This is a genomic window from Ensifer sp. Root278, assembly GCF_001429285.1.
Lineage (GTDB): Bacteria > Pseudomonadota > Alphaproteobacteria > Rhizobiales > Rhizobiaceae > Ensifer.
This window is the reverse complement of the sequence record NZ_LMJJ01000044.1, coordinates 165,818-177,907: the sequence shown is the minus strand read 5'-3', so window position 1 is coordinate 177,907 and position 12,090 is coordinate 165,818. Positions and strand designations below refer to the sequence as shown.

The 12,090-nt window shown below is 60.7% G+C and carries 9 protein-coding genes; 1 reads left to right on the top strand and 8 read right to left on the bottom strand.

What is annotated here, in order from left to right; all coding sequences use genetic code 11:
• Positions 1-6 precede the first annotated feature (6 nt).
• On the top strand, positions 7-798 hold the full coding sequence (xth, locus tag ASE60_RS32510) for an exodeoxyribonuclease III (protein ID WP_057255799.1): 792 nt from the start codon (positions 7-9) through the stop codon (positions 796-798).
• A gap of 58 nt (positions 799-856) precedes the next feature.
• Here the strand turns inward: xth and exoR are convergent, their stop codons facing one another.
• The 8 genes from exoR to exbB all read right to left on the bottom strand — a co-directional run bounded on the left by exoR (position 857) and on the right by exbB (position 11,928).
• On the bottom strand, positions 857-1,663 hold the full coding sequence (exoR, locus tag ASE60_RS32505; protein ID WP_057255798.1) for an exopolysaccharide production regulator ExoR: 807 nt from the start codon (positions 1,661-1,663) through the stop codon (positions 857-859).
• A 474-nt stretch (positions 1,664-2,137) separates the two neighbouring features.
• Entirely contained in the window at positions 2,138-3,418 is a 1,281-nt protein-coding gene (locus ASE60_RS32500) for an OmpP1/FadL family transporter (protein ID WP_057255795.1), read from the bottom strand.
• Positions 3,419-3,906: 488 nt separating this feature from the next.
• Positions 3,907-6,747, bottom strand: coding sequence for a valine--tRNA ligase (locus ASE60_RS32495; protein WP_057255793.1), 2,841 nt, complete (start codon positions 6,745-6,747; stop codon positions 3,907-3,909).
• A 122-nt stretch (positions 6,748-6,869) separates the two neighbouring features.
• A complete protein-coding gene (locus ASE60_RS32490) occupies positions 6,870-7,685 on the bottom strand; it encodes a PopZ family protein (protein WP_057255791.1) in 816 nt (271 codons plus the stop codon).
• Positions 7,686-7,865: 180 nt separating this feature from the next.
• Entirely contained in the window at positions 7,866-9,236 is a 1,371-nt protein-coding gene (locus tag ASE60_RS32485) for a TolC family outer membrane protein (protein WP_057255789.1), read from the bottom strand.
• 286 nt (positions 9,237-9,522) lie between these two features.
• Positions 9,523-10,188, bottom strand: coding sequence for a protein-L-isoaspartate O-methyltransferase (locus ASE60_RS32480; RefSeq protein ID WP_057255786.1), 666 nt, complete (start codon positions 10,186-10,188; stop codon positions 9,523-9,525).
• 237 nt (positions 10,189-10,425) lie between these two features.
• The gene (gene exbD, locus ASE60_RS32475; protein ID WP_057255784.1) at positions 10,426-10,851 is read right to left on the bottom strand and encodes a TonB system transport protein ExbD; all 426 of its coding nucleotides are present in this window, start codon (positions 10,849-10,851) and stop codon (positions 10,426-10,428) included.
• A gap of 3 nt (positions 10,852-10,854) precedes the next feature.
• A complete protein-coding gene (exbB, locus tag ASE60_RS32470) occupies positions 10,855-11,928 on the bottom strand; it encodes a tonB-system energizer ExbB (RefSeq protein ID WP_057255781.1) in 1,074 nt (357 codons plus the stop codon).
• Between the last annotated feature and the right edge of the window lie 162 nt (positions 11,929-12,090).

Sequence of the window (12,090 nt, the reverse complement as noted above, 5' to 3'; positions counted from 1 at the left end):
CGAGCCATGAAGATTGCCACCTGGAACATCAATGGCGTCAAGGCGCGAATCGACAGCCTGTTGGCATGGCTGAAGGAAGCCAATCCGGACATCGTCTGCCTGCAGGAGATCAAGTCTGTCGACGACGGCTTTCCTCGTCTGGAGATCGAAGCCCTCGGCTATCATGTCGAGACCCACGGCCAGAAGGGCTTCAACGGCGTCGCCCTGCTCTCCAAGCTGCGTCCGGACGAAGTCAACCGCGGCCTGCCGGGCGACGACTCCGATGAGCAGTCGCGTTTCATCGAAGGCGTGTTCTCGGTTGCCGGCGGCGTGATCCGTGTCTGCTCGCTCTACCTGCCGAACGGCAATCCCGTCGATAGTGAGAAGTACCCCTATAAGCTCGCCTGGATGCGCCGGCTGACCGCCTATGCCGAGCAGCGCCTTCTGCTCGAAGAGCCCTTCATCCTGGCAGGCGACTACAACGTCATCCCGGAGGAGCACGACTGCTGGGACATCAAAGTCTGGCAGAACGACGCACTTTTCCTGCCGGAGACGCGCGCGGCCTATCGGCGCCTGCGCAATCTCGGTTTCACCGACGCGGTGCGGGCCACCTCAGACGCGGTGCCGCTCTATACGTTCTGGGATTATCAGGCCGGCTGCTGGCCGAAGAATTTCGGCATTCGCATCGACCATCTGATGCTGTCGCCGGAGGCAGCCGATCGACTGGTTTCGACGTCGATCGACAAACATGTTCGCGCCTGGGAAAAGCCCTCGGACCACGTTCCTGTTATCGGCGAGTTTGCTTTCGCGGCCGCCTGAGGTGCGGATCTGCCGTTCGGCTATTCGGTGCTGGCTGAGGGGTAGCCGTGCGGTGAACTCAGTCGTCGTCGACCTGCATATGCAGGTTCTGTGACAGCGAGATCGCCGTACGGCGATCATCTTCGGTGGCAAGCGAGAACGCCTGCTCCTGCATCGACTGGAGCCAGGGCCGATCCTTCGGCGAACACTGGTCGAGCGCGGCGGTCATATAGGCGAGACCGCGAATGGTCTGGCCTTCCTGGAAGATTACGTTGCCGAAGACACCCATGGCACCGGCATGGCCGCTCTTGCGGGCACGGTTGAGCCACTTCTTGGCTTGCTGAACGTTGACGCTACCGCCCTCGCCCGACAGCAGCATGCGCGCAAGCTGGAACTGCGCCTCAGCGACACCAAAGGTCGACGCCGCCTGGAAATAGAGCTGCCGCGCCTGGGCCATATCCGACTGGATCGGGCTGTCGGGAATGCCGCGTCGGTAGTAGCCGGCAAGAGAGATCAACGCGTTGACGAAATAGCCGGTATCCTCAGAACCCGGCTCCACACCCTGCTGGGCGATCTCGCTGTAGATCTTGAAGGCCTCGAGGTCGTTTTCGGCGACACCGTCGCCATAGGCATACATGTTGGCCAGAGCCCAGCGGGAGCCGGTATGCCCCTTCTCCGCAGCGTATTTGTAGGCCTCGACGGCCTCGTCCTTGCGGCCGTTCTTGTAAGCGGAGAAACCGAACTTGAAGAGCGCGAAGGGACCGGATTCCTTCGTGACGCCTGCCCCCGGATCAAAGGCAAGGGCCGGCATGGTGCTGGTCCCGCAGACCGCCAGCGACACGCCGAGTATCGCAACCTTCAGTGACTTCAGTTCACCCGCAAGCATCACAGTCTAATTCTTCCGTTCCAGCCGGCCACGCCGAACTCATCACCGCTGCAAACACAAACGCCCGGACGACCCGTCGCCGCCCAAAACTTCACCAATTCCGCCGAGAACATCGACGCACCATTCCAGAACGAAACTTCGACACATGCACCGAAAAGACCATTTCAGTCGACCACTTGCACAAAAGTGCCGAAGGCCACATCTGACATGAACATCGACGGTCCAAGTTTCACTTCACACCAAACGCCGCAGGTTTCGTTTTCACGGTTGCAGCTTTGTCCCTACTATCGCTGCTCCCTGTTTGTGGCGGGAAATGGACATAGCCGGGACGAGTCCGATGCTAGCAAACTCTAGCATTAAATGTGTTGCTGAATCGTCACATTAGCGAACGGTGCAAAGGCAACAGCGAACAGTTCCACATCAAAAAGAAAGGCCCGGTCGAAACCGGGCCCAAACACTCAGATTGGCGAAGGATCAGAACTTGACCTTAAGGGACGTCGATATGGCGCCGAAGAAATCGTTACCGTAGTCGTAGGACACATCGCCGCCGATAACCTGCCCGTCGAAGTTAACGGGGCCCGAACTGCCGCTCGTCAGGATGCCCACTGCACCAGCCAGTCGAAGCTCGATATTCTTGTTTGGCGAATAGGATACACCCGAGCCAAGCGACCAAGTATCGGACTGAGTGCCATAGCCGTGGCTGGTACCGCGGTCCCAGGTCAGGCTAACAGCGCCGTTCCACTGATCGTTGAACTTGTGACCAAAGCCGCCTGAAATCGTCCAGCCGTCTCGATAAAGCAGGTCAAGCGAGGTGCAGGGCTGAGCCAGGGTTCCGCCCGACGAAGGGCAAAACTTGAGAACCTGGAGTTGGCTCCAATCCGTCCATTTGACCGAGCCGAAGGCGACCCAGTCGGGCGCAATACCGGACTGAATCTTCAATTCGAGTGAATCCGGCATCGATGCAAAGCCGGAGACCCCATAGAAGTTAACCGGAGTCGGCCCGCGAACGTCACGCAGGTCGATCGTTCCCGCAAGGTTGTCGAGGTCCACGGCACTGTTGTAGACGAGGCTCGCCCGCACTGCGTATTCAGGAATTTCGTAGCCGACGCCAGCGCGCCAGCCCCAACCATCCCCCTCGAGATCCAGCCGACCGATGCCGGTACGCCCGGCGGCCAATACCGGTGGCACGCCCGTGAAATCCTGAACCAACCGCTCCTTGAAGCCGCTGACCTCTTGGTAGAAGACGCCGCCGATGATGCGGAACTGACCTTGGCCGACGTCCCATTTATGGGAGCAGGTTGCGGCGTAGTTGTCGCTTTCGACCTTCGTCTCGACGTTGTTGTTTGCACCGGCCCAGTTGAGGCCCGGGTTGGTATGCGCACCCCAGGGCTGTGAATAGTCGGCCATACAGTCGATATCGTCAGCAAAGCGCGCTTTGACCCCAACGCGCGGAACCCAATAGCTCTCGGTATCGTCGGCGGTATTCGGTCGGGAATTCAAGTTACCACCGCCAGCACCCGGCCCCGTTCCATTAAACGGGAAAACCGCAGACGTCGTATCCGTGTCTCTGACATTCTTCAGTTCGCGCTGCGGATTGACGTAGGTCGCCGAAGCTTCGCCGGCGTAGTCCGACGGGTCGAACAGCAGATCGATGTTGTAACCACCGCGCTCAAGACCGCCGGCGTGGGCCGCCGACGCAACCAGCAAACCAGCCGCCACCGTCAGGACGCCACGCTTAAAATTCATGTGAGCCATCAAGCTCCTCCCCTGCACTGCAATCTGCGACATTCCACCTCATGCCGCGTATGGCGGAAGTATTCTCACGAACATGTGAAATCGCAAATGCCAGATGCAGAGGCGGTGCGGCACTATGCGTCACATAATTTACGTAAGATTCTCATGATTTAGACACATTCGCGCATTTCCGAAATGATATTCCGGAAAATAGGTAAATAACCCAATAAAATAGGAAAAACTTCCAACACTCGCGAAAGCTGTGTCGTAGAGACAACAATATTGGTTTTTGCTGAAGATCAACAAAAATGGCCGTTGAAACTCCGCCTGCCCATGCCAAGCGATTTCGTGAACGGCCGACAGTATTCAGCTCAGCGATTCGATCGCGAAGCGCGCCCCGGCAAGTATATAAAATCATACTAAAATAAAAAATCCGCGACGGACCTGTCGCGGATTTTGACTTCCTTGGCCGATCAACCCTGTGGGCGGTTGCACCCTTAGCGTGCTTCCTAACCGGCTTCCGCCACGCGCGTGAGCGCGACGCCAAGCGAATCTTTCTGAAGATCGAGTTCCACCAGGCGCTCACGCTCCGCTTCCACCAGTTCCGGTTTTGCGTTCGCGACGAACTTTTCATTGGCCAATTTGCCAAGAATACGCTCGCGCTCCGCATCCACCTTGGCGATCGCCTTCTCCAGGCGCGACTTCTCGGCGGAGAGATCGATCAGGTTGCCAAGCGGGAGGCACGCGGTCGCCTCACCCACAACGATCTGGGCACTGCCGCGCGGGGCGACAGTCGCATAGTCGATGTGTTCGACACGCGCCAGGCGCGCGATTGCCGGAGCATGCTGCTGCAGGCGTTCGCGCGTCAGATTGTTCGCACCGACGACAATCAGCGGCGCGGTTGCTGCCGGGGGAACATTCATCTCCGAGCGGACGGAGCGGATGCCCGAAACGAGGTCGATCAGCCAGTTGATCTCGTCGGCGGCCGCATCATCGGCATAGGAAGCCGCCGGCCATTCGGCGTGGCAGAGCAGCGTCTCGCGTTCACGGCCCTCGCCTGCCGTCTGCCCCCAGAGCTCCTCGGTCATGAACGGCATGAACGGGTGCAGCAGCTTGTAGATCTCATCGAGAACATAGGCGACGCAGGCCTGCGACTCGCGCTTGGCCGCCTCGTCCTCGCCGTTGAAGACCGGCTTCAGCAGTTCGAGATACCAATCGCAGAACTGGTTCCAGACGAAACGATAGAGACTGCCGGCGGCTTCGTTGAAACGATAGGCCTCGATCGCCTCGGTGACGTCGCGGATGGTGCGCGAAAGCTCCGTCAGGATCCAGCGGTTGATGGTAAGCGACGCGGCTTCGGGGATGAAACCGTCGCTGTCGACCACGCCGTTCATCTGGGCAAAACGCGTCGCGTTCCAGAGCTTCGTGCCGAAGTTGCGATAACCGGCGATGCGGGCGGGATCGAGCTTCACGTCGCGGCCCTGGGCAGCCATGATCGCCAGCGTGAAGCGCAGTGCGTCGGCCCCATATTCGTCGATAAGTTCGAGCGGGTCGATGACGTTGCCCTTCGACTTCGACATCTTCTGGCCGTTCTTGTCGCGAACGAGCGCATGGACGTAGACCGTATGGAACGGCTCGACCGGGGTGCCGTCGGCATCCTTCATGAAGTGCAGGCCCATCATCATCATGCGGGCGACCCAGAAGAAGATGATGTCGAAGCCTGTCACCAGGACGTCGGTCTGATAGTACTTCTCCAGTTCCGGCGTCTCGTTCGGCCAGCCGAGCGTGGAGAACGGCCAGAGCGCCGACGAGAACCAGGTGTCGAGCACGTCTTCGTCGCGAGTCAGGATTTCGCCCGGCTTGAAGTTTTCGAGCAGGTCCTCGACATAGGCCTTCATCGGGCCTTCATGCGCGAGATAGTGCTGGATCGCGGCGTGCAGCGCCTCTTCCTCGGTCTTCTCGACGAAGACCTGACCATCCGGGCCGTACCAGGCCGGGATCTGATGCCCCCACCAGAGCTGGCGCGAGACGCACCAGGGCTGGATGTTTTCCATCCACTCGAAGTAGGTCTTTTCCCAGTTCTTCGGAACGAAGTTCGTCCGGCCTTCCTTGACGGCGGCAATCGCAGGCTTCGCGAGCGTCTTGGCGTCGACGTACCATTGTTCCGTCAGGCGCGGCTCGATCGGCACGCCGCCACGGTCGCCATGGGGGACCATGTGCTTGTGCGGCTCGATCTTGTCGAGCAGGCCAGCCTCTTCGAAGATGCGGACGATGATCTTGCGCGCCTCGAAGCGGTCCTTGCCTTCGAGTTCGTCCCACGCACCATGCAGGGCTGCCGGATCGGAAAGCCCTTCGAGGAACTCCTCGTTGTCCTTGATGGTGATGCGACCTTCGATCGTCATGACGTTGATCGCGCTGAGGCCTGCGCGCTTGCCGACGTCGAAGTCGTTGAAGTCGTGCGCAGGCGTGATCTTCACCGCGCCGGTGCCGGCCGTCGGATCCGCATAGCTGTCGGCGACAACCGGAATGCGCCGGCCGACGATCGGCAGGATGACATGCTTGCCGAGGAGCGGTTTATAGCGCTCGTCGTCCGGGTTGACGGCAATGCCGCTGTCCCCGAGCATCGTTTCCGGGCGGGTGGTCGCGACGACCAGATAGTCGCGCTTCTCCCATTCGGTCGCCTTGCCTTCCTCATTGAAGGCAACCGGATGTTCATAGGTGACACCCGGTTCGAGCGGATAGCGCAGATACCAGAGATTGCCGTTGATCTCGTGCTGCTCGACCTCCAGATCGGAAATCGCCGTCAGAAGCTTCGGGTCCCAGTTGACCAGGCGCTTGTCCTTGTAGATCAGCCCTTCCTTGTAGAGCGAGACGAAGACCTCCAGAACGGCTTCCGAGAGGCCGTCGTCCATGGTGAAGCGTTCACGCGACCAGTCGCAGGATGCGCCGAGCCGCTTCAACTGATTGAAGATCAAGCCGCCGGATTCGGCCTTCCACTCCCAGACCTTCTCAATGAAGGCCTCGCGCCCCATCTGCCGACGGTGCTGCTGGGTTTCCATCAGCTTGCGCTCGACGACCATCTGGGTCGCAATACCGGCATGGTCCATGCCCGGCTGCCACAGCACGTCCTTGCCGCGCATGCGCTCGAAGCGAACCATGACGTCCTGAAGCGTGTTGTTGAGCGCGTGGCCCATGTGCAGCGAACCGGTTACGTTCGGCGGCGGGATCACGATGCAGAAGCTATCGGCGCCGGGCTTGGCACCCGCTCCTGCACGAAACGCGTTTTCTTCGTCCCACTTCTTGGCGATACGTGGGTCGACGGATGCGGAATCGTAGGTCTTATCAAGCATTTTGGAGCCAATTTTGGAGAGTGATGTCTGTGTCTTGTAAACCGGAACGGCCGGTGCAAGTCAACACGAACGCAAAAAGCCGCGACGGTCGCCGCGGCCCCACGCATCAAAAGATCTGAATTTCAGCGACGCGGCCCGCGGGCAACACGCTCGATTTCCTCGCGAACCAGCCGTTCGACGAGTGTCGGCAGATTGTCGTCCAGCCATTCCTGTAGCATCGGCCGCAGCATTTCCTGGGCGATTTCGTCGAACGAGCGCCTTGCGCCCTGATCGACCGCGAGAGCGAGGTTGTCGAAGGACTGCGCGACCTTCCGGCCGACTTCCGGAGAGACGATGGCTGCGATCGCCTTCTCGGGGGCCACCGTGTCGATCACGGGCGCCGGCGCCGGCGCTGGCGATTCGACGCTGTCGCGACGCTCCGATGGCTCTGGGGCAGCGACGGCTTCCGCATCCTCGTGTGTTTCTGGGGCCACGATCGACTGAACGGCCGGAGCCTTGGGCGCTGATACCGCGGCCATGCGCGACGTTACGACGGGGCTGTCCTGGATCGCCGGCGCTGGCGCGACTGGCTGCGTTTCGCGCGGGGCAAACCCCGTTGCGTGACGCTCCGAAGCCGCACGAACGCGTGCTGCGACATCAGCCAGCGAAAGCGGCGGCTGTGCAACCGACGCGCTGGCCTCGGACGAGACGATGGAAAGCTCTACGGCAGGAGCCGCGGGGGCGGGCCTCGATGTTTCGGCAGATTCCTCGCGCCGCCCGAAGGCTACGGTCTCGATCTCGCTGTCGATCGTCAGCTCGATCTCGTCACCCGCCTCGTCCTCGAAATGCTCCTGCGGCGAAAGCCCGGCCTGCCCAGGCTCATTGCTCTCGATGATCTTGCGAATGGATGCCAGGATCTCATCCATCGAAGGTTCACGCGCGACATTGAGCTGTGCCATTTCTATCCCCGTTTGACGCGGCCGGCATGTGTTTCAAAACAGGACATGCGCCGATTTCCGACAAACCTTATGTGAGTTCGCGGACGAAACATACGCCACGAATCAGCCACTCAGATCCTTGCACAGATTTGTTTTCAGGGGGAAAAATAGAAACGCCCCGGGGAGACCGGGGCGTTTTCTTTAGCGACCGTCGACAGTTCGAAGACCGAACCATTTATCCTTGACCGCCTCGTAATGTTCTTCGGCGCGATATTCGGCCACCTGCAGACCCTGGCTCTTCACGGTCAGCCTCGCGGAGGCTGCAAGCAAGGTATAGCTCGCGACGACCGCATCGCGCTGCGCAAGCGCCAGGAGTTCCTGCGCCTGCAGCACGTCCTGCTGCGAATCGAGAACGTCGAGGGTCGTGCGCTGGCCGACTTTGCGCTCTTCAATGACGCCATCCAGTGCCAGCTTGGCGGCAGAGATCTGCGCCTTGTTGGCGGAAATACGCGCGATCGCTGCTTCGAGCTGTGCGTAGGCCGAAACAATCGTTTCCTGAATCGATGCTCGCGCCGAATCAACCAGAATGCGCTGCTGCCCCAGGCGTTCCTTCGCCTGCCGGATCTGGCCGTATTCGAGGCCGCCCTGATAGATCGGGACTTCGAGGCGAGCAGTGATGCTCGATGTGTTGCTGTCGATGCCATCACCGACATTGCCAGTGGTGCGGCCGACCTGTCCCTGAAGCGTCACGCCGGGCAGCATCGTGCCCTCAGCCGACTTCACCTGGTAACCGGCCGAATCAACCGAGTACTGCGCCGCCAGAATGGTCGGGTGGTCGCGCAGGCCGCTTGCGACCGCCTGGTCGAGCGAGCGCGGCAGGCTCTTCGATGCGGGAGACGCCTGCTTGATGTTCTTCGGCAAGTCGCCGACGATCCGCACATAGGTCGCTTCGCTCTGCTTCAGCTGCGCAACAGCGACGATAAGCTGCGACTGCGCGTTGGCGAGCGAAGCCTCTGCCAGGCTCACGTCCGTACGGGTGCCCTCACCCACATCAAGCCGCGCCTTCGCGGCGTTCACCTGTTCCTGAAGGAACGCGATGTTCTGCTTGCGGATCGACACGAGCTGCTGATCGCGGGCGATATTGGAATAGATGGTCGCCGCCGAAAGCAGGATCTGCATCTCGTTGGCGAGCAGCGATTCGCGGGTGGCAAACACATTCGATTCGGCCGCGCGAACATTGTTCAGCGTCTGAAAGCCATCAAAGACCATCTGCGTTATGGAGATGCCGACCTGCCCCTGGTGAACGTCCTGAGTTCCGGAACTCTCCCTGTCGATGGTCGAAAGCGTCCCGCTGGCGAAACCAGCCACCTGGGGGCGAAAGCCGGACTTGGCGATCGGTACGCTCTCGTCGGTGGCGCGCAGCCCCGCCCGCGCAGCGTTCAGATCCGGGTTGTTTGCGTAGGCTTTGGCCATTGCGCCGAAGATCGTCTCGGCCAGTACTGCGTGCGGGGCAAGCAGCACACTCGTCGAGACGGCGGCCCACAGGGCCGCTTTGCGGACAATCGACACCATTACTTCTCTCTCCGATCGGGGGCGGCAAAGCCTGCCCTCATTTCCCGCAGCGCTGTCCTCGTTACAAAACGGCGCTGCCTAGACACGGCGATGAGCGCTCACACCGCCCACTGGTGAGCAAATCACTACCACTGCACTCTTTGAAACCCGGATTCCAAATTCCGACAACTGCGCAGCCCTACTCTGCGCAGGCATTTCAAAAAGAAACAAGTACCGCGTTGCGAATTGGCAACATTGTTATTTTAGCAGTACATTCAAATGTTGATATCCCTCAATAAGCGGGACCTCAAAAAACAAATTCCTGCTCGCGGCGGAAGCCGGGAAGCGGCTTCACCGCAGTGTTGAAGTCGGCACGCTCGGAGGTTTTTCCGTGCTCGTGCACATAGAGTTTAGCGCGCGAAGCGTTGCCAAATCCTTCGACCACCACGAGTCGGCCGCCATCACGCAACTGCTCGAACAGAGCCGCAGGCAACACTTCCACCGCACCGTGAACGAAGATGACATCGTAAGGCGCTTCGGCAGCGTAGCCCTTCTCGAGTTCGCCGGTGACGACGGCGATATTGTCATAGCCGAGACGTGCCAGCGTTTCGGTCGCGGTGGCGGCAAGACCCTGATCGCTTTCGAGCGCGACGACGGAACCAGCAATCAGGGAAAGCAGTGCCGAGGCATAGCCGGTACCGCAACCGATCTCGAGCACGACGTCGGACTTGGCGATCTCGGCGAGCTGCAGAAGCTTGGCAAGCGGCGACGGCTCCATCAGGAAGCGCGGCCCTCCGCCGTTGGCGGCGTCAAGCGCGATGTCGGTGTCGATATACGCGAGCTCCTTCATCTTCGCGGGCACGAACTCCTCGCGCGGCACGGTGAGGAAGGCGGACAAGACCGAGTGAGACGTCACATCCGTGGTCCGGATCTGGTTGTCCACCATCTTGGTGCGCGCTGCTTCGAAATTCATGCTGGTGCCCTCGTATCCGGATAGGCGCGGCGCCGCTTTTCGGAGAAGCCCGCGCGATCGTCTTGTGGCTCTCAACGGAAAGCCTTTGACGTAAGCTCTTAAATCGCCGCCCCGCGGGATTCAAGCGACAGCGGCAAATTGCGCCGGAAAAACGGGGAAGAAGAGCCCTGATCGATCATGGCGGCGACGCGCGGACATGGGCGCGACGCATTGCTGGCACGTGGACCGCGGGCAAACTCAGCGCCCGGGTGCGCCTTCCAGGCCCACGAGGGCGATCTTGGTGTAGCCGGCGTTCTGGATGAGGTTCATGACCGTCATCAGCTCGCCGTAGTCCACGGCCTTGTCGGCCCGGAGCAGGACACGCGTCTCGGTGTTGCCCTCCGTCAGGCGCTTCAGCTCGTCGGCGAAGGTCTCACGCGCCGTTTCCTCGTTGCCTATGGCCAGCGCCAGATCGGCCTTCAAGGTCACGAAGACCGGCTTGTCGTCGCGCGGCGCTGGCTTTGCCGCCGATTGAGGCAGATCCACCTTCATATCCACCGTGGCAAGCGGCGCCGCCACCATGAAGATGATCAGCAGCACGAGCATGACGTCGATGAAGGGCGTGACGTTGATTTCGCTGTTCTCGTCCAGATCGCCGCCGTCCTGGCTTACTTTTCCGGCCATGGGTCACCCGATCCGTGCGATGGTCGTTTCGGCATGGACGAAGCCTTCCTGCCGGCGGGGCTGCGCCTTGCGGACCATGCGGTGGTCGAGGTCGCGGCTGACGAGCCGTTCAACGGCGGCCGTAGCATCGGCAAGGATCACCTTGTAGCCACCCACTGCACGTGCGAAATAGTTGTAGATCACCACCGCTGGAATTGCCGCAACAAGGCCGATAGCAGTGGCGAGCAGCGCTTCGGCAATGCCGGGTGCGACGATCGCGAGATTGGTCGTCTGCGCCTTGCTGATGCCGATGAAGGAATTCATGATCCCCCAAACCGTGCCGAAGAGGCCGACGAACGGTCCGACCGAGCCGATCGAGGCCAGAATACCGGTGCCGCTCGTCATGCGCTTGCCGGCGCGAACCTCGATGCGGGTCAGCAGCGAAGAGACGCGTTCCTTGATACCGCTCGCAGGCGCATGGTCGACAACCGCTTCCGAACGCACCATCTCGTCGATCGCCGCAGCCACCATCTCAGGTGCTGGGCCCGACTTCCCGTCGAATGCAGTATTGACATCAGCCAGACCGTTAGCGGCTGACAGGAGACGCACCGCCCGCTTGAGGCGCGCCTTGGCGCTGAAAAGCTCGAGTGCCTTGACCAGGAAGATCGCCCAGGTGGCAATGGACGCCACTGCCAGGCCGACCATAACGCTTTTGACGACAAGGTCCGCCGCCATGAACATACCGATCGGCGACAGATCGTGCGGCAGCACCGGGTTCGCCGCACCTTCGGTCGCAACGGCAGTGCCCTCGACAGCAAGGGGGGCAGTCTCCGGCGACGCGGCTTGTGGTGCGGGCTGCACCTGAGTGATCGGCGTCGCCTGGTTTACCGGTGCGCTGCCGGTTGCCGTCTGGCCCTCTACGACCGGCGTCGGCGTGGGAGATTGTGCGACAGTGCCCTGAGTGCCGTTCGTAGCCGGGGCTGACGATGCCCCTTCACTCGCTGACTGAGCGAACGCAACCACGGGCATAGCAGCCGATGACAGACCCAGCATTGCGGCTGCCAGCAGATTGATCGTCGATCGGGCTCGGTTCGGCATCTTGTTCCTCACGTACTGGTCCGTTTCGTCATTTCAGAGCGAAGGGATTGCCGCCACCCGTCACATCCCTTGCGTGCTTTCGGGCTCTTTACGCAAAGGGGAGCGGAATGACAAGGATTTGTGGAGTTTATTAATCAAGAATAATTTCGCAACCCGCCCGCT

What these genes read in the sequence shown, in the direction of transcription:
- xth (WP_057255799.1), top strand. Translation starts at nt 7, where the DNA reads ATGAAGATTGCCACCTGGAACATCAATGGCGTCAAGGCGCGAATCGAC.
- exoR (WP_057255798.1), bottom strand. Translation starts at nt 1,663, where the DNA reads ATGCTTGCGGGTGAACTGAAGTCACTGAAGGTTGCGATACTCGGCGTG.
- ASE60_RS32500 (WP_057255795.1), bottom strand. Translation starts at nt 3,418, where the DNA reads ATGGCTCACATGAATTTTAAGCGTGGCGTCCTGACGGTGGCGGCTGGT.
- ASE60_RS32495 (WP_057255793.1), bottom strand. Translation starts at nt 6,747, where the DNA reads ATGCTTGATAAGACCTACGATTCCGCATCCGTCGACCCACGTATCGCC.
- ASE60_RS32490 (WP_057255791.1), bottom strand. Translation starts at nt 7,685, where the DNA reads ATGGCACAGCTCAATGTCGCGCGTGAACCTTCGATGGATGAGATCCTG.
- ASE60_RS32485 (WP_057255789.1), bottom strand. Translation starts at nt 9,236, where the DNA reads ATGGTGTCGATTGTCCGCAAAGCGGCCCTGTGGGCCGCCGTCTCGACG.
- ASE60_RS32480 (WP_057255786.1), bottom strand. Translation starts at nt 10,188, where the DNA reads ATGAATTTCGAAGCAGCGCGCACCAAGATGGTGGACAACCAGATCCGG.
- exbD (WP_057255784.1), bottom strand. Translation starts at nt 10,851, where the DNA reads ATGGCCGGAAAAGTAAGCCAGGACGGCGGCGATCTGGACGAGAACAGC.
- exbB (WP_057255781.1), bottom strand. Translation starts at nt 11,928, where the DNA reads ATGCCGAACCGAGCCCGATCGACGATCAATCTGCTGGCAGCCGCAATG.